The following is a 24,273-nucleotide window of genomic DNA, read 5'->3' on the forward strand; positions in this document are numbered from 1 at the left end:
CCGACCGCGGCAATAAACGGTTCGTGCAATTGATTCACCGGAGCGCACAACCCATGTCGACGTCGCCCATCAAATCTTCCCCTGGCTTTATCCGTCCGCTGGGCCTGGCCCTGGCCCTTGCCCTCGGGCTGCTGTCTGCCTGTGGTGACCGCAACCCCAAGGCGGCCTCGCAGGTCGCCGTGCGCGTCAACAACGACGAAATCTCGGTGCACCAGGTCAATTTCGTGCTGCAGCAGCAGGACACGCCGCAGGAGTCGCTCGACGCCGCCAGCCGCCAGGTGCTGAACCGCCTGGTCGACCAGGAGCTGGCGCTGCAGAAGGCGCTGGAGCTCAAGATCGACCGCCAGCCCGCCGTGCTGCAGGCCCTGGAGGCGGCGCGGCGCGAGGTGCTGGCGCGCGCCTACGTCGAGCGCATCGGCGAGGCCGTGCTCAAGCCCACTGCGGCCGAGATCGAACAGTTCTACAAGGACAAACCGGCGCTGTTCAGCGAGCGCCGCATCTACCAGCTTCAGGAGCTCAACATCGAGGCCAAGCCGGAGCAGCTGCCCGAGATCACGAAGAAGCTGGCCGCGGCCAAGGACCTGGGCGAATTCGCGGAATACCTGAAATCGCAGAACCTGCGTTTCGCGCAAAACCGCGCCGTGCGTGCTGCCGAGCAGTTGCCGATGGAGCAGCTCAAGGAATTTGCCACCATGCGCGACGGCCAGGCCCGGCTGGTGGCCACGCCCACCGGCGCGGCCGTCATCATGCTGGTGAAATCCCAGAGCCAGCCGGTGTCCCTGGAAAAGGCCCAGCCCGCCATCGAGCAGTATCTGCTGACCCAGCGCCGCCGCGAGGTGGTGGAAAACGACATCAAGGATTTGCGCGCTGCGGCCAAGATCGAATATGTCGGCAAGTTTGCCGAGCCTGCCGCCTCCGCGGTGGCCACCAGTCTCAGGAACGGGTCCGGCGAACCCGCTACGCCCGGCGCACCGGCCCCCGTGTCGGAGTCGTCGCCCATTGTCAGTGGATCGGGAGTGAACAAATGAAATCCCTCAACCCCATTCAAAGCCTGGCGGTTGCCTTGTTGCTGGCCGGCAGCTCCGTGGCATTTGCGCAGAGCAAGGAAAACTCCAGCCGCGTGGCGGCCGTGACGCCGCAGCCGGCGGCCATGGCCCCGTCTTCGGCGGCCAACGTGGCCGATTACAAGCTGGGCGCCGGCGACGGCATGAAAATCTCGGTATTCCAGAATCCCGACCTGACCCTTGAAACCAGAATCACCGATACCGGCATGATCACTTACCCGCTCATCGGGGCGGTGAAAGTCGGCGGGCTGACGGTGCCGCAGGCCGAGCAGCGCATTGCCAGCGCCCTGAGCAGTGGCAATTTCATCAAGCAGCCGCAGGTGTCGATATTGATCACGCAGGTGCGCGGCAACCAGGCGGCGGTGCTGGGTTTCGTCAACCGGCCGGGGCGCTACCCGCTGGAGCAGTCGCAGATGCGGCTGGCCGACCTGCTGGCCGTGGCCGGCGGCGTGGCCGAGTCCGGCTCCGACATCGTCACGCTGGTGGGGTTGCGCGACGGCAAGCCCTTCAAGACGCAGGTCAGCCTGTCGCAGGCCTTCACCGCCGGGCAGCCCGACGCGGCCTTCGACACCCGGGTGCAGGACGGCGACGTGGTCTACGTGGACCGCGCCCCCACGGCCTACATCTACGGCGAGGTGCAGCGCCCCGGGCCGCTGCGCCTGGAGCGCGGCATGACGGTGCTGCAGGGCCTGGCCGCCGGTGGCGGCATGACCGCGCGCGGCACCGACCGCGGCCTCAAGGTGCACCGCAAGTCCGGCGACGGCCAGACGCAGGTGCTGCAGCCCGCCATGAGCGAGCCGCTGCGCGACGGCGACGTCGTCTACGTGCGCGAAAGCATCTTCTGACCCGGACACGCTTGCGAAGGATTTCCGCATGTCGATCGCGCAGTTTCTCGCCATCCTGGCGGCCCGCTGGAAAGTGCTGCTGCTGGTGCTGGCCACCACCGTCGCCGCCACGCTGGGCATCAGCCTGATGCTGCCCAAGAGCTACACGGCCTCGGCCTCAGTGCTGGTGCAGGTGGCCTCGCCCGACCCGATCGTGGGCATGAGCCTGGCCAGCCAGCTGGTGCCCCAGGTCATGACCAGCCAGGTCGAGATCATCTACAGCGACCGCGTGGCACAGAAGGCCGCGCGGCTGCTGCGCCTCAACGAGAACGCCGACCTGCGCAACCAGTGGCAGCTCGTGACGCAGGGCGTGGGCTCCTACGAGGCCTGGCTGGGCGACGTGCTGCAGAACAACCTGCAGGTGGTGCAGGGCCAGTCCAACATCATCACCGTCAACTACAAGTCGCCTGACCGCAAGCTGGCCGCGGCCACGGCCAACGCCTTCGTGCAGGCCTACCTCGACACGGCGCTGGAGCTGCGCGTGGACCCGGCGCGCCAATCCAGCGCCTTCTTCGACGAGCGCTCCAAGGTGCTGCGCCAGCAGCTCGAACAGGCCCAGACGGCACTGTCGAAGTACCAGCGTGACAACGGCATCGTCGCCACCGACGAGCGCATCGACATCGAGACGGCGCGGCTCAACGAGCTGTCCTCGCAGCTCGTGGGCATGCAGGCGCTGGCCGTGGAGTCCAGCAGCCGCCAGGCCGCGGCGCGCAGCGCCAGCGACCGCGTGCAGGACGTGCTCAACAACGGCCTGGTGACGAGCCTGCGCGCCGACGCCTCGCGCCAGGAGGCGCGGCTCAACGAGCTCAGCGCGCGGCTCGGCGACGCGCACCCGGCAGTGCAGGAGGCCAAGGCCAACCTGGCCACCATGCGCCGGCGCGTCGATGACGAGGTCGCGCGCGTGGCCTCGGGCGTGACGGTGAGCAGCAACATCAACCGCGCCCGCGAGGCCGAGATCCGCGCCGCCGTCGAGACCCAGCGCGAGCGCGTGCTCAAGCTCAAGGCCCAGCGCGACGGCATGGCCTCGCTGCTGCGCGACGTGGACAACGCGCAGAAGTCCTACGACACCGTCATGGCGCGCTTCAACACCACCAGCATCGAGAGCCAGGCCACGATGACCAACCTCGTGCAGTTCCAGCGCGCCAACGAGCCGGTGGAACCGTCCTCGCCCAACGTGCTGCTCAACACGATCGTGGCGTTCTTCGGCGGCACGCTGCTGGCGGTGGCCGCGGCGCTGGGCCTCGAATTCATGAACCGCCGCGTGCGCTCGCCCAGCGACGTGCTGCAGCTGGCCGACGTGCCCGTCATCGGCATCCTGCCGCGGCCCGACCGGCGCCAATGGTTCGGTGCCCGCCGCATGAGCCCGATGCAGTCGCGGCTGGTCAGCTATTCCGGAAAGGCCGTGTGATGGAACTCCACCGCATTCCCACCTCGACGCTGCGCGACGGCACCTCCGGCGCCTCGTTCAGCTACCGCACCGAGCAGGCCGACCCCGCCGACGAGGCGCCGCCGGGGGCCCGGGAACGGCCCATCGGCGAGATCATCAAGTCGGCCAACCAGCTCAGCAACGAGCAGATCGACCGGGTGCTGCAGCACCAGAAGGAGCGCGGCATCCGCTTTGGCGAGGCCGCCGTCGAGCTCGGCGTGGCCAGCGGCAACGACGTGCTGTGGGCGCTGTCGCAGCAGTTCCACTATCCCTATCCGGCCAACTCCAAGAGCCTGCTCAGCAGCGAGCTGGTCACGGCGCGCGACCCGTTCTCGTTCCGCTCCGAGGCCTTCCGCGCCATCCGCAGCCAGCTGATGATGCAGCTGTTCACGGAGGAAACCGGCGCGCGCTCGCTGGCCGTGGTCAGCCCCGACTCCGGCGACGGCAAGACCTACTTCGCGGCCAACCTGGCCATCGCCTTCTCGCAACTGGGCGGGCGCACGCTGCTGATCGACGCGGACATGCGCAACCCGCGCCAGCACGAGGTGTTCTGCGTGGACAACACCACCGGGCTCTCCGGCGTGCTGTCCGGGCGCACGCTCATCAACGTCATCCGCCCCGTGGAGGAGCTGCCCAGCCTGTACCTGCTGCCCGTGGGCGCGGTGCCGCCCAACCCGCTGGAGCTGGTCGAGCGCCCGGCCTTCGGGCTGCTCATGCGCGAGCTGGCTTCCAAGTTCGACTACGTCGTGGTGGACACGCCGGCCTACGCGCACGGCTCGGACGCGCCCGTCATCGCCGCGCGCTGCGACGGCGTGCTGACCATGGTGCGCTCGGGCCGCAGCAGCGCCACGTCGCTGCAGGACCTGACCACGGCGCTGCGCAGCGTGCCCGTGCGCCTGTGCGGCGTGGTCATGAACGAGTACTGAGGCGTACGCCCGCGCATCCGCCCCCGTGGCCCGGCCCCGCCGGCAGCCACAGCAGCAACAGTAAACAGCAGCACCAGCATCAGCATGCGAGCCCTTGGCATCACCCCGGCGCTGCCCGCCGCCGCGCAGTTCTGGCCCTTCGGGCTGCTGGCGCTGGGCTTTGCGCTGCTGTACGTCCCGACCTTCCACGACCTGTCGCGCACGACCTGGGCCTCCGACGAGCAGGGGCACGGCCCGATCATCCTTGCCATCAGCTACTGGCTGGCCTGGCGCAAGCGGCATGAGTTCCTGGCCGCGCCGGTGCGGCCGAGCGTGGGCGCCGGCGCGCTGAGCCTGCTGCTGGGGCTGCTGCTCTACGCCTTCGGCCGTTCGCAGTCCGTCATCGCCTTCGAGGTCGGCTCGCAGATCTTCGTGTGGCTGGGCGTGCTGCTGCTGCTGCGCGGCTGGGCGGCGGTGAAGGTGCTGTGGTTCCCGCTGTTCTTCCTGGTGTTCATGGCGCCGCTGCCCGGCGCGCTGGTGGCGGCGCTGACCACGCCGCTGCGCGCGGCCGTCTCCAGCGTGGCCGAGAACGTGCTCTACGCCGTGGGCTACCCGGTGGCGCGCACCGGCGCGATGCTGAGCATCGGCCAGTACCAGCTGTTCGTGGCCGACGCCTGCGCCGGCCTGAACACGATGTTCACGCTGGAATCGCTGGGGCTGCTGTACATGAACCTCATGAACTACACCCGCGTGGCGCGCAACGTGGCGCTGGCAGTGTGCATCGTGCCGATCTCGTTCCTGGCCAACGTGGTGCGGGTGATGATCCTGGTGCTGGTCACCTACCACTTCGGCGACGCGGCGGGGCAGGGCTTCATCCACGACTTTGCCGGCATGGTGCTGTTCCTGGTGGCGCTGGTGCTGATGCTGGCCATCGACTACCCGCTGGGGTGGCTGTTCCCTGAGAAGAAGAGGGCTGCGGCATGAGCGCCGGCGCACGGCCGCTCCGAAGCCGGTACTGCGTCCCGCTGGGCGGGACCGCGCGCAGCGCGAGGGCGCCCCAATGAGCGCCGTCATGACGCCGGGCAGCGGCCTGAGCGCCCGCAGCCTGCGCCTGCGCGTGCTGGCCGTGTTCCTGGCCATGGCGCTGGCGGCGTGGCTGGCACACGCGTTCACGCCCCGGCACAAGGTGGCCGACGAGCGCCCGATGGGGCCGCTGGAGCAGCTCGTGCCGGCGCGCTTCGGCGACTGGCGCATCGACGACAGCCTGCCCGCGATCCTGCCCTCGCCGGAGGTGCAGGAGCGGCTCGACCGCATCTACAACCAGGTGCTGTCGCGCACCTACGTGGACTCCCAGGGCCGCCACATCATGCTGTCCATCGCCTACGGCGGCGACCAGTCCGACGGCACCACCGCGCACAAGCCCGAGGTCTGCTACCCGGCGCAGGGGCTGGAGATCGTCTTCAACCGCACCGGCACGCTCGACGCGGACGGGCAGGTGCTGCCGGTGCGGCGGCTGCGCGCGAAGCTGGGCGCGCGCCACGAGCCCATCACCTACTGGATCGTGGTCGGCGACCAGGCCGTGACCTCGGGCTCGGGCATGAAGATGGTGCAGCTGCGCTACGGGCTGCGCGGGCAGATCCCCGACGGCGTGCTGGTGCGCGTCTCCAGCATCGAGCGCGACGCCGAGGCGGCCTGGGCGCTGCACGCGTCCTTCGTGCGCGCCCTGGGGGCCGGCCTCGATCCGGACGTGCGCCAGCGCCTGTTCGGCACCCATTCCCTCGACCACCCCTCACCAGCGAGGCCGGCCCAGCCATGACCCCTGCACGTTCCCGTGGCGCCGCCTGGCTGCTGCTGTTCTGCGTCCTGGGCTTCGCCGCGCTGATGGGGGCGGTGGCCGGCCTGGGGCGGCCCATGCTGCTGGGACCCTTCATTGCGCTGCTGGGGCTGGTCGTGCTGTTCGTGGTGCCGGCGCGGCTGATGTTCTGGTCGCTGCTGCTGCTGTCGATGCTGGTGGTCGGGCCGGTCATGTACTTCGCCAAGATCGAGAGCGCGCGCTGGGGGCCGCCGCTGCTGGCCATGGCGCTGTACGTGCCGCTGGTGGCGTACGTGCTCAAGCCGCGCCGCTCCCAGCCCGACGCGGGCTGGCCGCTGTGGCTGTTCGTGCTGTTCATGTTCATCGCCACGGCGGTGTTCAGCACGGTCATGGGCTCGCCCATGCTGGGCGAGGTGGTCGTGGCCTCGCGCGCCTACCTGGCCTTCTGGTCCTTCGCGCTGGCGCTGGCGTTGGGCATGTTCGCGGTGCGCGACATGCTGCTGGGCTGGTGGGCGCTGCTGGCCTGCGCCGCGATCCAGCTGCCCGTGTCGATGTACCAGTACTTCGTGGTGGCCAAGCAGTCGATGCGGCTGTCGCCGTGGGACGCGGTGGTGGGCACCTTCCCCGGCAACATGGACGGCGGCGGCGCCAGCCATGCCATGGGCATCTTTCTGCTCATCGCGCTGTGCGCGGTGGTGGCGCTGTGGCGGGCCAGGCGCATCCACCGCGGCCTGGCTGTCGTGATTGGGGCCTGCATCCTGGGCTCGCTGGTGCTGTCGGAGGTCAAGGCGGTGGTGCTGCTGGTGCCGGTGGCCTTCGCGCTGCAGTTCTGGCGCGAGCTGGTGCGCCGGCCGCTGCTGGCCGTGGGCGCGGTGGTGGTGTCGGTGGGGTTGATGGCGTCGATCATGACGCTCTACCAGACCACCTTCTACGCCGGGCGCGGCGTGACGCTGCAGGGGAAGCTGCCGAGCTCGCCGCTGGAGTCGATCCAGAACCAGCTCAACCCGCAGCAGGCCCACACCAAGGACGGCGGCCAGATCGTCAGCCGCGCCGCGCGCGTCGCCGACTGGTGGCGCCGTGGCGTGACCTACGGCGACCCGTACCACGCGCTGCTGGGCTACGGCGTGGGCGCCACGCAGAACTCGTCCTTCGGCATGGGCGAGCTGGTGCCGAAGTTCGCCTACCTGCTCGACACCACCGGCACCAACATCCTGCTGTGGGAGACCGGCGTCATCGGGCACCTGCTGCTGGTGCTGCTGCTGCTGCTGGCGGCGGCCAACGCCAACGCCTGCTCGCGCTCGCCCCTGGTGCCCGTGGAGCACCGCGCGCTGCTGGAGGCCGGGGGCGTGGGGCTGGTGCTGTTCGCGATCACGCTGCCGTACAGCAACTTCGCGCTGCGCACGCCGCCCTCGCAGTTCCTGATGGTGTTCATGCTCGGTTACGCCACCTACTGGTGGCGCCAGGTGCGCCTGGCGCAGCCCGCGCACGCCATGGGCCGTTTCAACGCCGCTGCCGACGCGACCCGGGCGCCACCGCCCGCGCGTGGCGGCAGCGGCACGCGGCCGGCGGCAGGCACCGTGCTGCCGGCGGGTTATCGCCATGGATGACAGGAGCCCAGGCAAGGTGAGCGACCGCACTGACGACCGTATCGACGACGACCGCATCGTCTTCATCCTCGGCTCCGGCCGCTCCGGCACCACGCTGCTGTACAAGCTGCTGGCGGCGCATCCCGGCGTCGGTTACCTGAGCAACTACCAGAGCCGCCTGCCGGCGCTGCCCGCCGCGGCGCTGCTGCACCGCGTGCCGCGCCAGGCGCTGGGGCTCAAGCGCCGCGCCTGGTTCGGCGGGCAGGGCAACGCCTACTTCGAGGGCCGGCGCGGCTGGTCGCAGTTCTGGGTGCCCGCGCCGGCGGAGTGCGAAAGCGTGTTCGAGCGCGCGGGCGTGCCGCACACGCCGGAGCCGGGCTTCGTGCTGGGCGAGCCGGGCCTCTCCCGGCTGCGCCAGACCTTTTCCACCGTGCTGCGCGCCGGCGGCGGCCAGGCGCTGGTGTGCAAGCGCACCGCCAACAACCGCCGCGTGGCGGTGCTGCGCCAGGCCTTCCCGCGCTGCCGCTTCATCCACCTGGTGCGCGACGGGCGCAGCGTCGCGGACTCGCTGGTGCGCGTGGGCTGGTGGGCCGACCACGAGCTGTTCTGGGCCGGCAAGACCCCGCGCGAGCTCAAGGCCGAGGGCGCCAGCGAGCTGCACATCGCCGCGCGCAACTGGGTCGAGGGCATGCACCAGATCGAGCGCGGGCTGCAGTCGGTCGAGGCCGAAGGCAAGCACACGCTGCGCTACGAGCAGCTGCTGGCCGACCCGGTGGGCGAGCTGCGCCGCATGCTGCGCTTCATGGGCGTGGCGCAGCACGACGACGCACGCTTCGAGACCTTCATCGCCTCGCTGGCCATCAAGCCCGCGGAGGCCTCGTGGCGGCGCAAGTGGTCGCCGGCCGACCGCGAGAGCGTCACGGCGCTGCAGCGCGACACCCTCGAGCGCTGGGGCTACGCATGAGGCTTGCCTGAGCCCGCAACCACCGTTTCGACAACGCCATGCCCTTGCGCCGGGAGTCCTGATGCACGCCGTGATCCAGTCGCTCTACCAGCGCTCCGTCCCGTGGAGCACGCGGCAGCTGCTGCGCGCCTACAAGCCCAACGGCAGCCTGCGCCGGCTGCGCCAGGCACCCGACGCCGAGGACTACTGCCTCGCGCCCTACGACGACAACCGCTGCATCTTTGTTCACATCCCCAAGACGGCCGGGCTGTCGCTGTGCGCGGCGCTGTTCGGCTGCAAGGGCGGCGGCCACCTCACGGCGCGCGCCTACCGCGTCCTCTTCGGCGCGCAGGACTTCGACGACTATTTCAAGTTCACCTTCGTGCGCAACCCCTGGGACCGCATCGTCTCGGCCTACACCTTCCTGTCCCAGGGCGGCGCCAACGAGCGCGACCGCGCCTGGGGGCAGGCGGTGCTCTCGGGCTTCGGCTCCTTCGACGAGTTCGTGCTGCGCTGGCTCGACGAGCGCCGGCTCTACGAGCAGATCCACCTCGTGCCGCAGTGGGAGTTCGTCGTCAACGGCCAGGGGCAGCCGTGCCTGGACTTCATCGGCCGCTTCGAGCGCCTGGGCGACGACTTCCAGTACGTGCTCGACCAGCTCGGCCGCTCCTGCGCGCTGCCCCAGTCCAACGCCAGCCAGCGCTCGGCCTACCGCGACTACTACAGCAGCGCCAGCCGCCGCCGCGTGGCGCAGCTCTACCGGCGCGACATCGAGCAGTTCGGCTACTCGTTCTGACCGCCTTGACCCCTCCGTCTCCGACCGACGCTTTTTCCGAGGCCCCGCCGATGAAGGTGCTGTACGTCTGCTCGGCCGCGCGCTGCGGCTCCACCCTGACCGACATGTTCCTGGGCGGCCATCCGCGCGCCACGTCCCTGGGCGAGTCGAACTTCCTGGCCAAGGCCATCCGCGTCGGCGAGCGCTGCTCCTGCGGCGCCCTGGTGCGCGACTGCCCGGACTGGCGCGCGGTGTACCAGCGCCTGGCGGCCTGGGGCTTCGACGTGGACGACCCCTACCGCTTCAAGCTCTGGGACGCCGTGGCCTGGACCTACATCGACCAGGCGCACCAGACCCGCGCCTTCCTGGCCGAGGTGAAGCTGCGCAAGGGCTGGATGGCGCTGCGCGACCGGCTGCCCGCGCCGCTGCGCGAGCGCGCGCCGCTGCCCGCGGCGCACCGCCGCGCCCTGGCCAACAAGATGCGGCTGTACGAGGCCGTGGCCGCGGCCTGGGACAAGGACGTGGTGGTGGACTCCTCCAAGAACGTGCGCGAGGCCGTCGAGCTGCACCGGCGCGACCCCGACACCGTGCGCATCCTGCTCGTGACGCGCGACGGCCGCGGCGTGTACCTGTCGCGGCGCAGCAGCGGGCGCGACCGCGAGGAGAGCGTGCGCGGCTGGCTGACCTACTACGACCGCGCGCTGGCGCTGCTGCGCGCGCACGTGCCGCAACGGGCCTGGATGCAGCTCAAGTACGAGGACATCGCCGGCGACCCGCAGCGCGCCGGCCGCACGCTGTGCGACTTCGTGGGCCTGGGCTTCGAGCCCTCGATGCTGCAGCTCGACGCCACGGTGCGCCACATGGTCAACGGCAACGCCACGCGCTTCGCCCCGGGCAAGGGCATCGCCCTGGACGAGCGCTGGAAGCGCGATCTCGACCCCGGCGAGCTGTCCTGGTTCAACGGCCGCGGCGCGCACATGAACGCGGCGCTGGGCTACCGCTGAAACGACCGAGGGAAGGCGCCGCGTGTTCAAGCTGCTCTACGTCACCGAGGACACCTTCCCGCCCTTCCGCGTGGACGTGGTCGAGCTGTTCGCGCGCGAGCTCGCCGCGCGCGGCTACGCCATCGACTGGGTCATGGAGCAGGGCGCCGGCGCGCCGGCGCCGGAGCTGGACGCGCACGGCCAGGCGCGCTGGCTGGGCAGCCGCGTGTTCCTGGCGCGCAACGCGGCCGGCGAGGGCGTGGCCGCGCGGCTGGCCAACAACCTGCGCGGCGTGCTCAACGACCTGCGCATCCTGGCGCTGGCCCGGCGCGGCCGCTACGACGTGATCCAGGTCCGCGACAAGTTCTTCGCCGGGCTGGTGGCGGCGCTGGCCGCGCGGCTCACCGGCGCACGCTTCGTGTTCTGGATGTCCTACCCGCTGGCCGAGTCCAAGCTGCAGCTCGCGCAAAGCCCCGGCACGGGGCGGCGCGTGCTGCGCCTGCTCAAGGGCCGGCTGATGCAGGCCGCGCTCTACGGCGCGATCCTGCCGGCGGCGCACCACGTGTTCGTGCAGAGCGAGCGCATGAAGCGCGACGTGGTGGCGCGCGGCGTGGCGCCGCAGAAGGTCTCGCCCGTGCCCATGGGCATCCGCGCCGACAAGGTCGGCAGCGCCGCCGACGCGCGGCCGCCCTCGCGCGAGGCGCCGCTGCTGCTGCACCTGGGCATCATCCTGCGCATCCGCAGCCCCGAGTTCCTGCTGGGCGTGCTGCGCCGCGTGCGCGAGCGCTACCCGCGCGCGACGCTGGCCTTCGTCGGCGAGGGCCAGACCGCGGCCGACCGCCGTGCGCTGGAGGCCGAGGTCGAGCGCCTGGGGCTGCAGGAGGCCGTCACGGTCACCGGCTTCCTGCCCATGGAGCAGGCCTGGGACTGGGTGAGGCGCGCCGACGTGTGCATCTCGCCGTTCCGGCCCATCCCGGTGCTGGAATCGACCTCGCCGACCAAGCTCATCGAGTACCTCGCGCTGGCCAAGTGCGTGGTGGCCAACGAGCACCCGGAGCAGTCGCTGGTGCTGGCCGACAGCGGTGCCGGCCGCGCCGTGCCCTGGGACGAGGCCGCCTTCGCCGCGGAAATCTGCCGGCTGCTCGACGACCCGGCGCAGGCGCAGGCGCAGGCCGCGCGCGGGCCCGACTGGGTGCGCCGGCACCGCACCTACGACGCCATCGCGCGCCAGGTGGACGCGGCCTACCGGCGGCTGCTGCGCCCCAACGCCCCGGGCGCGCCCGACGACGCGGCCGAGGCGCCGAAGGCGGGCCAGGCGGCCCAGGCGGTGGCCGAAGCGGCGCCGGACACGCGCAAGGCGGGAGCCTGACATGGCCGGCACCCAGCATCCCGGCCGCTACACGGGCGCGCGCTTCCGCCGCGCGCTGATGTTCTTCCTGGTCGGCCGCGGCGCGCAGGCGCTGACCTTCCTGCTGCTGACGCTGCTGCTGGTGCGGGTGCTGCCCGTGCGCGAGTACGGCGCCTACATGGCGGTGTGGGGCATGGTCGAGCTGATGGTGCCGCTGAGCTCCTTCGGGCTGCTCGAAGCCACGCGCCGCTTCCTGCCCATGCTGGCGCAGGGCGGCTCGCGCCAGGCGGTGCTGCCCTTCGTGCGCGGCGTGGTCGCCTTCCGGCTGCTGATGCTGCTGGCCTGGGCCGCGGTGCTGTGGCTGTGCTGGCCGGCGGCGATGCGCTTCATCGGTCTGGAGGCGCACGAGCTGGGCGGGCCGCTGGCCGCCGCCGGCGCCATCGCCGTGATCTGCGCGGTGCCGGCCTTCCGCTTCGTGGGCGAGATGCTGGAGTCGCTGCTGGAACAGAAGTGGTCGCAGGGCCTGCACGCGGCGCTGCCGCTGGTGCGCATGGCGGCGGTGGCGGCGCTGCTCTTCGGTGGCGCGCTGCAGCTGCCGCTGCTGCTGCTGGTCGATGCGGCCCTCGCGCTGGCCTTCCTGCTGGCCTCGCTGCTGGCGCTGGCGTCCAAGCTGCGCGAGATCCCCGACGGCGCTCCCGCCACGGTGCGCTTTCGCGAGGTGTTCGACTTCGCCTGGCACATGACCGGCGTGAACCTGCTGCAGGCCACCGGCAGCGTGGGCACGCTGCGGCTGCTGGTGGCGCGTTTCCTGGGGCTGGAGGTGGCGGCCATGTTCGCCTTCATCCAGCAGCTGCTGCTGATGGTGGGCCGCTACATGCCGGCGCAGGTGCTGGGCAGCGTGGTGCGGCCGATGCTGGCGGCGCGCCACGCCCGCGGCGAGCACGGCACCGTGATCGACGCGCTGGCGCTGCTGTGGAAGGCCAACGTGATGGTGCTGGTGGTGTGGCTGGCGGCGGTGGGCGTCAGCGGCGAGGCGCTGATGGCGCAGGCCAGCGGCGGGCGCTTCACCGAGACCGGCCCGGTGCTGCTGCTGATGCTGCTGGGCCTGGGCGCGACCACGCAGGGCCAGACCATCTCGCTGTGCATGCAGCTCTACGGCCTGACGCGCCCGCTGCGCACGCAGAGCCTGCTGTTCCTGCTGGTACCGCTGGCCGTGGTGCTGGGCAGCCGCTGGGGCCTGACCGGCGTGGCCGCCGGCATCGCGCTGGCGCACGGCCTGAAGAACACCTTCTCCGTCTGGTGGCTGCGCCGCCAGGGCATCCACATCGGCTACGACGTGGGCGCGCTGCTGCGCCTGGCCCTGGCCATGGCGGTGGCCGTGGCGCTGTCCGCGGCGCTGCATGCGGTGCTGGGCCCGTGGTGGGCGCTGGCGCTGCTGGGGCTGCTGACGGTGGCGGCCATGATCTGCTGCAAGCCGCTGCGCGAGAGCGAGTTCGCCATCGTCAGCGGCGTCTTCAAGGGGCGGCTGGCCCGGCTTTCGGGCTGGCTGCGTCCGCTGGTCCATGTCGAACGCAAGGGAGCGACCTGATGGGTGTCGAGGCTGCCGCCGTGTTCGTGGTCGGCGTCAACGGCTCGGGCACGACCATGCTCGCCGATGCGCTGGGCCACCATCCCGGCCTGTACATGCTGCCGCGCGAGACGCGCGTGCTGCCGGCGCTGCTGCAGCGCCACGGCGGCGCCACGGCGGCGCTGGACGCGGCGCAGTGCCGCGCGCTGGCCGACGAGCTCGGCCGCAGCAAGGCCTTCTGGCGCGAGAACGGCGACCGGGCCGTGGTGCTGGACGACGCGGAACTGCACGGCCTGCGCGGCGCCGCCGACGTGGTGGCCGCCGTCTACCGCCACATGGCGCGCCGCGAGGGCAAGGAGCGCTGGGGCGACAAGACGCCGATGTACGTGCAGCACCTGCCGCTGCTGGCGCAGGCCTTTCCCGGCGCGCGCTTTGTGCACGTGCTGCGCGACGGGCGCGACTGCGCGCAGTCCTTCCACCGGCGCTGGGGGCTGTCGCCGCTGCGCTCGGTCTGGCGCTGGAAGAAGGCCGTGGCCGTGGGCCGCGCGCAGGGCCTGGCGCTGGGCCCGGAGCGCTATTTCGAGGTCAAGTACGAGGACCTGACCGCCGATCCGGAGCCGTGGATGCGCCGCATCTGCGACTTCCTCGGCCTGCCGTTCTCGCAGGAGGTGCTCAAGTCGCGCATGCGCTACTTCGACCCGGCCTCCGCCCAGGCCGGTGCCGGGGCGATGGTGCGCAACTCCGAGCGCTGGCGCACCTATTTCGACGCCGCCGTGGTGGCCCGGCTCGAAGCCGTGGCCGGGCGCATGCTGCACGAGGCCGGCTACGTGGTGCAGCACGCCGGCGACGCCGAGCCGCCGCGCTGGCGGCTGGCGGCGCTGAAATGGCTGGACTGGGCGCGCATGACCGGGCTGCACCTGCGCCAGACCCGGCGCACTGCCGGTGTGCGCGCCTTCGTGCTGCGCGCGCGCGAGGCCGTGGCGCAGGACCGAGTCAATCACTACTGAAGCATGACGAACCCCCGGCGGCGGCATTCCGGGCAGCACCCCGTGCCGGCTGATCCGAACCGAGCCAGGAAAGCACCATGACCCTGCCCAATTTCATCATCGGCGGCACCGAAAAGGCCGGCACCACTTCGGTGTTCACGTACCTGCTTTCGCATCCCGAGGTTTGTGCCTCGAAGGTCAAGGAAACCGACTTCTTCCGGCAGGACGATTGCGCCGACCCGGTGCGCAGCGCGCAGGCCTATGCCGCGCATTTCGCGCATTGCCGCCAGCCCGCGCCCAAGGTGGTGATGGAAGCCTCGCCCGGCTATCTTGGTGAATCACACGCCGTGGCGCCGCGCATGCAGCAGTTGGTGCCCGATGTAAAGCTGCTGTTCATATTGCGGCACCCGGTGGACCGGCTGTATTCCTCGTACAACTTCCACAAGGCGCGGCTGGAATTGCCGGCGGAACTGACTTTCGAGGATTACGTCGAGCGCTGCCTGAAATTCGACAAGGGTGCCTCGGCGCAGGAACTGGGCATTGGCCGCTGGTTCCTGCAGGTGCTGGACTTTGGCCGCTACGCCGCGCACCTGGAGCCCTTCCTGGAGCGATTCCCGAATCAGTCCGTCAGGATCATGTTCTACGAGGAACTGCAGCAGGACGAGCGGCAATTCATGAAGACACTGTGCGATTTTCTCGGCATCGACGGCGGCTATTTTGATGAATATACCTTCAAGGCCGCCAACGTCACGTTTTCCAGCCGCTTCGCCTCGATCCACAAGCAGGCCCTGAAACTCAACCAGGCGCTGGAGCCCTTCCTGCGCTCGCGCCCCGGCCTCAAGCGCGGCCTGGTGGACTTGTACAAGAAATTCAACCAGGCCCGCCAGGGCTATGCCGCCATGCCGGCACCGATGCGCGAAAAGCTGCAGGCCTACTATGCACCCAGCATCCGGCAACTGGCGGCGCTGGTGGGCGAATCCGCCCTGCCGCCGAGTTGGCGCGAGGGCGTGGCCGCGTCGAATGTCATTCCCCTGGGCAAGGTGCAGCCCGCGCGCTGAAACGGCAGGCCGACGGCCCCGGACACTGGAAATCCTCTGGAGTACAGGCATGGAAAAGCTCTATTACTTGTCGCATTACCTGTACCTCAAGAAGATTCCGCTGCTGCCCAAGCTGGTGGAGTGGATGATCCGCTTCTTTTTCCATGCCTCGGTGCCATACCAGGTGGAAATCGGTCCCGGCGTGCGCTTCGGGCACCGGCAGGGAATCATGATGGGGCGCCGGGTGAAAATCGGCGCGCGCTGCAAGATCCGCCACCAGGTCACCATTGCCGGCGGCAAGGGCGGCGGCGCCACCATCGGCGACGACGTGCAGATCGGCGCCGGCGCCAAGATCATCGGCCCGGTGCGCATCGGCCACCGCGCCCGCATTGGTGCCAATGCCGTGGTCGTCAAGGACGTGCCGGACGATGCCACCGTGGTCGGTATTCCGGCGCGAGTGGTGAGAATCGCGGGACGGAAGGTGGGCGATCAGGCGGGCGTGGCCGGCGTGGCCGCCAACGATCCGCAGACGACGGCGGAGGAGTTTGAAGAGGAATTCAAGTAAGTCATTCCTCGGTGATCACGGTGCTGTGCATTTCAACTGCGCAAAGCAGTGAAAGGTGATTCTGGCTTGGAATGAATTGATCAAGCCCGGTTATTTCGGCGGCATGGGCGGTTCGTGAGCTCTTTCCTCATTTCCACGAAGGCACATTGCTGTCCCTGGGAAATGGGAAATGGGAAATGGGTAGTGGCCCGATGGCACGGGCGGTCCGTACCCTGCTTCGTCATTCCCGCGAAGGCGGGAATCCAGGCGGACCCGAGGCCAGCCGCCAGTTGATGCGCCGCGTCTGCCTTGCCTCGGGTCCTGGCGAATTGACACGACCAGCCATCGGCGACTTGGGGACCGCCTGGATCCCCGCCTGCGCGGGGATGACGAAGCAAAAAGGGGCCGGTGTCAGATACCGGCTGGCGCCTTCCTGAATTTCTTCAGCTACACCACGCAACAGCTGTATTCCCGACTGCCCTGACATGGTGGTGCAGCAGGCAATGCCACCTGCCTGCCCTTGCCATATCGATGATTACTGCCCCGTCCCGCAAATCGCCCGCGTCGCCGGCGCCTGCAGCCAGCGGATGGCATCGCTCCAGAACAAGTAATCCTCGCGCGTGCCGATCTTCGACAGGTCGAACACGCGCCTCGGTGCGGAGGCGGGCTGCGGGTCGCCACTGCCGAGAATCAGCACCTGCCGGCCTGAACCGGGCTGTTCCAGCCGGGCATCGTGGCCGGCGCTGTATTCCCGCAGCCGCCAGCCCGACTGCATCAGGTACAGCGGCAGCCAGCCCCAGCTCCAGTCGTTGTGGCCGTATTTGGGAATGGGCGACATCAGCACCGTCACGTCGGCGCCGCAGGATTTCACTGCCTCGGACAGCTGCCGCGTGAACAGCACGCTGTTTTGCGGCAGCTCGAAATTGTCCATCTGCCTCAGGAATCCCACGTAGCCGCCGGCGGAGCGGGCGCCGTCGTGGGTGCCGACGATCAGGGGATTTTCCGTCCAGGCCGCCAGCGGGCGCTGTTTCAGCGCTTCCGGCGCCGGGATGCCGACCAGCGCCAGGGTCGCGAGAATACCCAGTGGCAGCGCCACGCCGGCGCGGAAGAATTGAGGCGCCCCGGATCCGGAAACGGTGCCCGGGCCGGCCGTGCCGGCTGGGAGCCCGGGCTGGAATTTCCAGGCCAGCGCCTGCGCCACGGCCACGGTCAGCCACAGGAAGAAGGGCAGCAGGTATTTCCCGGAATACAGGTTGTGCAGTGGCGCCAGCGTCGGCAGCACGGCGGCGCCCAGCAGCAGCCAGGCCCCGAGACGTCCGGCGCGCGCGGGCCCGCCGTGGCGGTGCGCGGCCCAGCCCAGCAGCGGGAACACCAGCAGCGCCGGCCCCATCGAGAACAGCACGATCTTGAGCCGGTAGGCCATGCTGACCGTGAACTCGCCCGCGCCGTAGCGCTGCAGGATCGCCGCGGCGTCGCGCAGGAAGCCCGGCTGCCAGGCCAGGAAGGCCAGCGCCGTGGCCAGGCCCCCGGCCACGAAGGCCAGCGCCAGGCGCAGCCGCGCGCGCGGTGGCGCCCACACCAGCAGCAGCGCCAGCGCGGTCAGCGCAAGCGCGGCGAAATCCAGCCGGAACAGGCAGCCCAGCGCGAAGCTCGCGCCGCCGGCCACGGCCAGCGCCGGGCGCGGCCGGACGCCGTCGCATGCGGCATGCACCAGCAGCAGCGCGCCGGCAATGAAGGGCAGCCCCAGCGCCGAGGTGTTGAAGTACAGCGTCGTGACCCAGATCTCGGCCACGGCCAGCGTCAGCGCCAGCGCCACGCTGCGCGGAAAGGGCAGCACGCGCAGCATGCGCCGCAGCAGCAGGTACAGCAGCGCCAGCCCGGCCCCGCCGAAGCCCTGCGCCACGTAGGTCAGGTCGAAGGGCCGGTGCAGCAGCGGGTACAGCGCCGACAGCAGCTCGTAGGACAGCGGCTGCCAGTGGTAGCGGTAGACGCCCAGGCGCCCCAGCGCCTCGAACTGGCTCATGCCGAACAGCAGCGCCAGCCCGTCGCCCTCGAAGCCCTGGCGGTCGCCGAAGAGCATCGGCACCAGCACCAGGCCGAGCACGATCGCCGGCGTCGCCCACCGGGCCGTGTGCGGCGTCCGGGCCAGGGCGGGCCCTGGCGAGCCCTGCAACTGCGCGCTCATTGCCGTCTCCCGCGGGGCTTCAGGCGCTGACCCAGATCAGCAGCACCGTCGCCACCACGATGACGCGGCTGACCCAGTCGCGCGCCGCGAACACCACCGGATCGTCGTGCAGGTTGCGCCGGTTGGCCTTGAGCCACAGCCGCAGCAGCCAGAACAGCAGCATCGGGCCCAGGACCCACAGGTACTCCGGGTGCGTGAAGCGCTGCGCCGTGAGCGGGTCGTTGAGGTAGAGCAGCAGCACCACCACCGCCAGCTGCCCCGCGGCGGTGCCCGCGGCGATGACGAAGGTCTGGTCGCCGATGAGGTAGCCGCGCGAGCGCAACGCCGCCGTGTCGGTGGGCAGCGTCATGGCGATCTCGACGTAGCGCTTGGCGAAGGCCAGGCTCAGGAACAGGAACACCGAGAAGCTGAAGATCCACAGCGACAGCGGCACGCCCAGCGCCGCCGCGCCGGCCACGATGCGCAGCGTGTAGAGGATCGCCAGCACGAACACGTCGAGCACCGCGCGGCGCTTCAGGCGCAGCGAGTACGACAGGCTCAGCGCCATGTAGATGAGCAGGCAGGCCGTGAAGCGCAGCGGCAGCGTGGTCAGCGACAGCGCGAGCGAGCCGGCGAACAGCGCCCCGCCCATGCCCATGGCTGCCGGGATGGACACCAGCCCGCTGGCGAAGGGGCGGTGGCGCTTGCGCACGTGGCGCCGGTCGGCCTCCAGGTCGAGCAGGTCGTTGACCACGTAGATGGCCGAGGCCATCAGCGAGAACGCCAGCATCGCCAGCGGCACGTTGAGCAGCTGCGCCGCGCTGAGCTGCGAGATTGCCGGCAGCATGGGCAGCAGCGGCAGCGCGATGAGCACGTTCTTGAGCCACTGGTGCAGCCGCAGCCCGTAGAGCACGTCGAGCAGCCGCGCGCGCGGCGGGCGGATCACGGTGCCCACCGGCGCCACCGCGCGCGCCGCGCTCTCCAGCGCGGCCGAGCGCGTGACCAGCACCGCCTGCGCCGTCTCGCGCCAGATGGGCAGGTCCACGCGGCGGTCGCCGACATAGGCGAAGGCGCCGTCGCCGTGCGCGCGCGCGTCGGCCTGGATGGCTTCGAGCTTGTCGCGGCCACGGAAGTTGCGGGTGCCGTCGGAGGCGATCACGGCGTCGAACAGGCCCAGGTGCTGCGCCACCTCGCGCGCCAGCCGCGCGTCGGAGGCGGTGGCCAGCACCACGCGGCGGCCTTCGGCGCGGGCCTCGCGGATCAGCGCCAGCACCTCCTCGCGGTAGGGCAGGGCAGCGACGTCGAGCTCCACGCGCTGCGCGATCTCGCGCTTGAGACGGGCCTTGCCCTGCAGCAGCCAGCCGGGCAGGCGCGGCAGCGCGGCCGGGTCGGCGCGCACGAGCTTGAGGGCGGACTCGTGCAGCAGGTCGGTGGCGATGAGCGTGCCGTCGAGGTCCACGTACAGCGGCAGCGGCGCGCTCTCGTCCTGCGGCGCGGCGTTCATGGCGGGCTTCACTGGCGCGCTCCGGCCCGCAGCGGCTCCAGGGCCTGCGCGTGGATGTGGCGCGCGATGTCGCGCGCGATGCGGGCGTTGTCGTGGCGCGGCTGCCAGCCCAGCGCCAGCGAGCGCTCGATGTCGAGCACGTGCGGCCAGGTCAGCATCAGCACCTGCTCGCGCGCCAGCAGCCGCCAGCCGCTCAAGGCCGCCAGCAGCCGCAGCGGCGCCAGCGGCAGGCGCACGATGCGCGTGGGCGGGGCGCCCAGCTCCTGCTCGATCTCGCGCACCCACTGCACGATGGACAGCGGCGCCGGCGCCGCGGCGTTGTAGAAGCCCTGCGCGCCCTGGCGCAACACGGCCTCGATGAGCCGGGCCACGTCCTCGACGTGCACCATGGCCGTGGGGTGCGTGCCCGCGCCGACGATGGGCACCGGGCGCCCGCGCGCGATGGCGCGCACGAAGCCGCGGAACAGCCCCTCGCGCCCGGGGCCGCCGATGATGCAGGGGATCACGGTGGCCCAGCGCGGCAGCGCCTGCTCCACCAGCGCCTGCGCCGCCAGCTTGGAGCGGCTGTACACGCCCTGGCCCTGCATCGGGCTGCCGGGGCCGTAGCGCTCGGCGCCGTTCTGCGCATACATCATGCTGGTGCCGATGTTGACGAAGTGGGTGGCCGTGCCGGCGTAGCGCGCCGCCAGGTGCCGCGTGGCCTCGACGTTGTTGCGCCGGAACCAGGCCGCGCGCGCGAGCAGCGGCAGCTCCGGCGACACGTACTGCACCGCGGCGGCATGCACCACCGCGTCGACGTCGGGCAGCGTGGCGGTGAAGCCGGCGTCGGCCAGGTCGCCGCGCAGGTCCACCGCGCCGTGGCGGTCGGTGGTCGTCACGGCATGGCCGGCCTCGCGCAGGCGCCGTGCGGTGGGGCGGCCCAGGAAACCGTGGGCCCCGGTCAGCAGCACATGCATGCCCGCCCCTCAGCCGCGCGAGAGGATGATCACGCCGATCATGATCACGGCGATGCCCAGCAGCCGCATCGGCGTGATCGCCTCGCCCAGGAAGCGCCAGGCGATGAAGGCGTTGACGACGTAGCCGATGGACAGCATCGGATACGCCACCATCACGTCCACGCGCGACAGCGCTGCGATCCACAGCACCAGGCTGACCACGTAGCAGCACAGCCCGCCCACGATCCAGGGCTGCGTGCCGATATCCAGGGCCAATTGCATCGGATTCGGCCCGCCATTGAGCTGGATGACGCCCAATTGCCGCGTGCCGGCTTTGAGAAACAATTGCGCCGCCGCGTTGAGCAGCACGCCGCTGATGATCAAGGCAAAGGTGGCTGGTTTCATGGCAAATCCCGTCATCAGGCCAGTATCGGTGCCACCGCGGCCATTTGCAGCTTTGCAAACCTGGGTTTCCCGTGTTCACGCACCGGCGGATGGTGGGGCCATTTCGGCGTCTGTCGGCGAGTATCGGCGGGCCTTTAATTGCTCGTCAGGGCTGTCACGTTTTCGGTCTTGACAATAAATGAATAAGGGTTAAGCCGGGTAGGGTGCCGGCTGCGCCGGAGCCTGTCCCGGCCATGAAAAAGCCGCCGCGGCCCGGGCGGGCGGCGGCGGCTGCGGGGGCGGCCGGTGGCGGCCACGCCAGGCGCGGCCGGTCCGGCAATGGCCGTGGCGCCGGCGTCAGTCGATGAAGCGCAGCTCGCGCAGCTTGGCGACGACGGCGTCGGCCGCCTGCTCGGCCGTGGTCTGCGCGGTGTTGACGCGCAGCTCCGGCGCTTCGGGCGGCTCGTAGGGGCTGTCGATGCCGGTGAAGTTGAGCAGTTCGCCGCGGCGCGCCTTCTTGTAGAGGCCCTTGACGTCGCGCTCCTCGGCGATCTCCAGCGGCGTGTCGACGTGGATCTCGATGAACTCGCCCTCGGCCAGCAGGCTGCGCGCGAGCTCGCGCTCGGCGCGGAAGGGCGAGATGAAGGCCGTCATCACGATCAGCCCGGCGTCGGCCATGAGCCGCGCCACCTCGGCCACGCGGCGGATGTTCTCCACGCGGTCGGCCTCGGTGAAGCCCAGGTCCTTGTTCAGGCCGTGGCGCACGTTGTCGCCGTCGAGCAGGTAGGTGTGCCGGCCCAGGGCGTGCAGCTTCTTCTCGACCAGGTTGGCGATGGTGGACTTGCCCGCGCCGGAGAGGCCCGTGAACCACAGCACCGCCGGCTTCTGGCCCTTCTGCAGCGCGCGCGCCTCCTTGTTCACGTCCACCGGCTGCAGGTGGATGTTGTGGGCGCGGCGCAGCGCGAAGTGCAGCATCCCGGCGCCGACCGTGGAGTTGGTCATGCGGTCGATCAGGATGAAGCCGCCGGTGTCGCGGTTGGCGCCGTAGGCGTCGAAGGGCACCGGGCGGTCCAGCGCCAGGTTGCACACGCCGATCTCGTTGAGCTCCAGCTTCTTGGCCGCCAGGTGCTCCAGCGTGTTGACGTTGACCTTGTACTTGGGCTCGGTGATGGTGGCGCTGACCGTGCTGGTGCCGATCTTGAGCAGGTAGGGACGCCCGGGCAGCAGCGCGTCCTCGGCCATCCAGACGATGGTGCACTCGAACTGGTCGGCCACCTCCGCCGGCGCCTCGGCCTTGCAGATCACGTCGCCGCGCGAGATGTCGATCTCGTCGGCCAGCGTCAGCGTGACCGACTGCCCGGCCACGGCCTGGGAGAGGTCGCCGTCGGCGGTGACGATGCGCGCCACGCGGCTCTCGCGCCCCGAGGGCAGCACGCGCACGCGGTCGTCGGGGCGGATCACGCCGCTAGCGATGGTGCCGGCGAAGCCGCGGAAGTCGAGGTTGGGGCGGTTCACCCACTGCACCGGCAGCCGGAAGTCGCCGGCCTGCTGCGCGCTCTCCTCGATCTCCACCGTCTCCAGGAAGCCCATGAGCGTCGGGCCGCGGTACCAGGGCGTGCTGTCGCTGTGCTGCAGCATGTTGTCGCCGCGCAGGGCCGACAGCGGGATGGCGGTGATGTCGGTCAGCCCGATCTGGCGCGCGAAGGCGCGGTACTGCTCCTCGATGTCGCGGAAGGTCTGCTCGGAGTAGCCCACCAGGTCCATCTTGTTGATGGCCAGCACCACCTTCCTGATGCCGATGAGGCTCACCAGGTAGCTGTGGCGCCGCGTCTGCGTGAGCACGCCCTTGCGCGCGTCGATCAGGATCACGGCCACGTCGGCCGTGGAGGCGCCGGTGATCATGTTGCGCGTGTACTGCTCGTGGCCGGGCGTGTCGGCCACGATGAACTTGCGCCGGTCGGTGGAGAAGAAGCGGTAGGCGACGTCGATGGTGATGCCCTGCTCGCGCTCGGCGGCCAGGCCGTCCACGAGCAGCGCGAAGTCGATCTCGCCGCCCTGCGTGCCCCACTTGCGCGAGTCGGCCTCGATGGCGGCGAGCTGGTCCTCGAACAGCATCTTCGATTCGTAGAGCAGCCGCCCGATGACGGTGCTCTTGCCGTCGTCCACGCTGCCGCAGGTGATGAAGCGCAGCAGGCTCTTGTGCTCGTGCTGCTTGAGGTACTGCTCGATGTCGTCGGCGATCAGGTCGGATACGTGGGCCATGGTGTGTCCTTGGTCAGTGGGAGGGGTGCTTTCGAGCGGGTGCGCGCGCGGCGTGCGCGGCGCGGCGGCTCAGAAGTAGCCCTCCTGCTTCTTCTTCTCCATGGAGGCCGCGGTGTCGTGGTCGATCATGCGGCCCTGGCGCTCCGAGGTGCGCGCCAGCAGCATCTCCTGGATGATGGCCGGCAGCGTGTCGGCCTCGGACTCGACGGCGCCGCTGAGCGGGTAGCAGCCCAGGGTGCGGAAGCGCACCTTGCGCATCATCGGCACCTCGCCCGCGCGCAGCGGGAAGCGCTCGTCGTCCACCATGATCAGCGTGCCGTCGCGCTCGACCACCGGGCGCTCCTTGGCCAGGTACAGCGGCACGATGGGCACGTTCTCCAGGTAGATGTACTGCCAGATGTCGAGCTCGGTCCAGTTGGAGATCGGGAAGACGCGGATCGACTCGCCCTTGTGCTTGCGCGCGTTGTAGAGCTTCCACAGCTCCGGGCGCTGGTTCTTCGGGTCCCAGCGGTGCTGCGCGGTGCGGAACGAGAAGATGCGCTCCTTGGCGCGCGACTTCTCCTCGTCGCGGCGCGCGCCGCCGAAGGCCGCGTCGAAGCCGTGCAGGTCCAGCGCCTGCTTCAGCCCCTGCGTCTTCCACATGTCGGTGTGGATCTGCGAGCCGTGGTCGAAGGGGTTGATGCCCATGGCCTTGGCCTCGGGGTTCTGGTGCACGAGCAGCTCCATGCCCAGCTCCTCGGCCATGCGCGCGCGCATGGCGTACATGTCGCGGAACTTCCAGGTGGTGTCCACGTGCAGCAGCGGGAAGGGCGGCGGCGCCGGGTAGAAGGCCTTCTTGGCCAGGTGCAGCATCACGGCGCTGTCCTTGCCGATCGAGTACAGCATCACCGGCTTGTCGGCCTCCGCGACCACCTCGCGCATGATGTGGATGCTCTCGGCCTCCAGGCGTTGCAGATGGGTCAGTTTCATGGGCTGCTCTCTCTTGGGGGACGGAAAAACGGCCGCCGCGCGCCGCGCGGCGGATGAAGCAAGCGAAGGTTCGGCCGCCGGCCGGGCCGGGCGCCACGGCGCCGGCGCCGGCGCGCCGCGGCGGCCCTCGACGGCCGGCGCGCTCAGGATGGGCGCCGGTGGCTTCGGGGGCAGGGCGCGCGGCGCGGCGGCCG

The 24,273-nt window shown here is 70.4% G+C and carries 21 protein-coding genes; 15 read left to right on the top strand and 6 right to left on the bottom strand.

The window, feature by feature from the left end; all coding sequences use genetic code 11:
* The first annotated feature begins 53 nt into the window (after window positions 1-53).
* From FJ694_RS16650 to FJ694_RS16720, 15 genes are all read left to right on the top strand, one after another.
* Window positions 54-1,028 carry an EpsD family peptidyl-prolyl cis-trans isomerase gene (locus FJ694_RS16650; protein ID WP_157268362.1) on the top strand — a complete coding sequence of 325 codons (975 nt, stop codon included), beginning with the start codon at window positions 54-56 and terminating at the stop codon, window positions 1,026-1,028.
* Entirely contained in the window at window positions 1,025-1,909 is an 885-nt protein-coding gene (epsE, locus tag FJ694_RS16655; RefSeq protein WP_157268363.1) for a polysaccharide export protein EpsE, read from the top strand. Before FJ694_RS16650 ends, epsE begins: the two co-directional genes overlap by 4 nt.
* A 28-nt stretch (window positions 1,910-1,937) precedes the next feature.
* Complete coding sequence (epsF, locus tag FJ694_RS16660; protein WP_157268364.1) at window positions 1,938-3,356, top strand: chain length determinant protein EpsF; 1,419 nt, start codon at window positions 1,938-1,940, stop codon at window positions 3,354-3,356.
* Complete coding sequence (locus FJ694_RS16665; RefSeq protein ID WP_157268365.1) at window positions 3,356-4,300, top strand: polysaccharide biosynthesis tyrosine autokinase; 945 nt, start codon at window positions 3,356-3,358, stop codon at window positions 4,298-4,300. The genes epsF and FJ694_RS16665 overlap by 1 nt, the downstream gene beginning before the upstream one ends.
* Window positions 4,301-4,384: 84 nt before the next feature.
* The gene (gene xrtB / locus FJ694_RS16670; RefSeq protein ID WP_157268366.1) at window positions 4,385-5,263 is read left to right on the top strand and encodes an exosortase B; all 879 of its coding nucleotides are present in this window, start codon (window positions 4,385-4,387) and stop codon (window positions 5,261-5,263) included.
* Window positions 5,264-5,339: 76 nt separating this feature from the next.
* On the top strand, window positions 5,340-6,095 hold the full coding sequence (epsI, locus tag FJ694_RS16675; protein ID WP_232540075.1) for an exosortase-associated protein EpsI, B-type: 756 nt from the start codon (window positions 5,340-5,342) through the stop codon (window positions 6,093-6,095).
* Entirely contained in the window at window positions 6,092-7,699 is a 1,608-nt protein-coding gene (locus tag FJ694_RS16680) for a hypothetical protein (protein ID WP_157268367.1), read from the top strand. The genes epsI and FJ694_RS16680 overlap by 4 nt, the downstream gene beginning before the upstream one ends.
* 16 nt (window positions 7,700-7,715) lie before the next feature.
* Window positions 7,716-8,642 carry a sulfotransferase family protein gene (locus FJ694_RS16685; RefSeq protein WP_157268368.1) on the top strand — a complete coding sequence of 309 codons (927 nt, stop codon included), beginning with the start codon at window positions 7,716-7,718 and terminating at the stop codon, window positions 8,640-8,642.
* A 61-nt stretch (window positions 8,643-8,703) separates the two neighbouring features.
* Complete coding sequence (locus FJ694_RS16690) at window positions 8,704-9,417, top strand: sulfotransferase family protein (protein ID WP_157268369.1); 714 nt, start codon at window positions 8,704-8,706, stop codon at window positions 9,415-9,417.
* Between the two features lie 50 nt (window positions 9,418-9,467).
* Entirely contained in the window at window positions 9,468-10,400 is a 933-nt protein-coding gene (locus tag FJ694_RS16695) for a sulfotransferase (protein ID WP_157268370.1), read from the top strand.
* A gap of 22 nt (window positions 10,401-10,422) precedes the next feature.
* Window positions 10,423-11,748 carry a glycosyltransferase gene (locus tag FJ694_RS16700; protein ID WP_157268371.1) on the top strand — a complete coding sequence of 442 codons (1,326 nt, stop codon included), beginning with the start codon at window positions 10,423-10,425 and terminating at the stop codon, window positions 11,746-11,748.
* Window position 11,749: 1 nt separating this feature from the next.
* Entirely contained in the window at window positions 11,750-13,315 is a 1,566-nt protein-coding gene (locus FJ694_RS16705; protein ID WP_157268372.1) for a lipopolysaccharide biosynthesis protein, read from the top strand.
* Window positions 13,315-14,301, top strand: a complete 987-nt coding sequence (locus FJ694_RS16710) for a sulfotransferase family protein (protein ID WP_157268373.1) — start codon at window positions 13,315-13,317, stop codon at window positions 14,299-14,301. Before FJ694_RS16705 ends, FJ694_RS16710 begins: the two co-directional genes overlap by 1 nt.
* A 77-nt stretch (window positions 14,302-14,378) precedes the next feature.
* Window positions 14,379-15,338 carry a sulfotransferase domain-containing protein gene (locus FJ694_RS37140; RefSeq protein ID WP_157268374.1) on the top strand — a complete coding sequence of 320 codons (960 nt, stop codon included), beginning with the start codon at window positions 14,379-14,381 and terminating at the stop codon, window positions 15,336-15,338.
* 49 nt (window positions 15,339-15,387) lie between these two features.
* Window positions 15,388-15,882 carry a serine O-acetyltransferase gene (locus FJ694_RS16720; protein WP_157268375.1) on the top strand — a complete coding sequence of 165 codons (495 nt, stop codon included), beginning with the start codon at window positions 15,388-15,390 and terminating at the stop codon, window positions 15,880-15,882.
* Window positions 15,883-16,396: 514 nt separating this feature from the next.
* Here the strand turns inward: FJ694_RS16720 and FJ694_RS16725 are convergent.
* From FJ694_RS16725 to cysD, 6 genes are all read right to left on the bottom strand, one after another.
* Complete coding sequence (locus tag FJ694_RS16725) at window positions 16,397-18,046, bottom strand: phosphatidylglycerol lysyltransferase domain-containing protein (RefSeq protein ID WP_157268376.1); 1,650 nt, start codon at window positions 18,044-18,046, stop codon at window positions 16,397-16,399.
* A 19-nt stretch (window positions 18,047-18,065) separates the two neighbouring features.
* Window positions 18,066-19,529: a UbiA family prenyltransferase gene (locus FJ694_RS16730; RefSeq protein WP_157268377.1), complete on the bottom strand. Its 1,464-nt coding sequence runs from the start codon at window positions 19,527-19,529 to the stop codon at window positions 18,066-18,068.
* A gap of 8 nt (window positions 19,530-19,537) precedes the next feature.
* Window positions 19,538-20,485 carry an NAD-dependent epimerase/dehydratase family protein gene (locus FJ694_RS16735; RefSeq protein ID WP_157268378.1) on the bottom strand — a complete coding sequence of 316 codons (948 nt, stop codon included), beginning with the start codon at window positions 20,483-20,485 and terminating at the stop codon, window positions 19,538-19,540.
* A 9-nt stretch (window positions 20,486-20,494) separates the two neighbouring features.
* The gene (locus FJ694_RS16740; protein ID WP_157268379.1) at window positions 20,495-20,869 is read right to left on the bottom strand and encodes a DMT family transporter; all 375 of its coding nucleotides are present in this window, start codon (window positions 20,867-20,869) and stop codon (window positions 20,495-20,497) included.
* 336 nt (window positions 20,870-21,205) lie between these two features.
* A complete protein-coding gene (gene cysN / locus FJ694_RS16745) occupies window positions 21,206-23,110 on the bottom strand; it encodes a sulfate adenylyltransferase subunit CysN (protein ID WP_157268380.1) in 1,905 nt (634 codons plus the stop codon).
* A gap of 69 nt (window positions 23,111-23,179) precedes the next feature.
* Window positions 23,180-24,079: a sulfate adenylyltransferase subunit CysD gene (gene cysD, locus FJ694_RS16750; protein ID WP_157268381.1), complete on the bottom strand. Its 900-nt coding sequence runs from the start codon at window positions 24,077-24,079 to the stop codon at window positions 23,180-23,182.
* Window positions 24,080-24,273 lie beyond the last annotated feature (194 nt).

The organism is Azohydromonas aeria, assembly GCF_009760915.1.
Taxonomy (GTDB): Bacteria; Pseudomonadota; Gammaproteobacteria; order Burkholderiales; family Burkholderiaceae_C; genus Azohydromonas; species Azohydromonas aeria.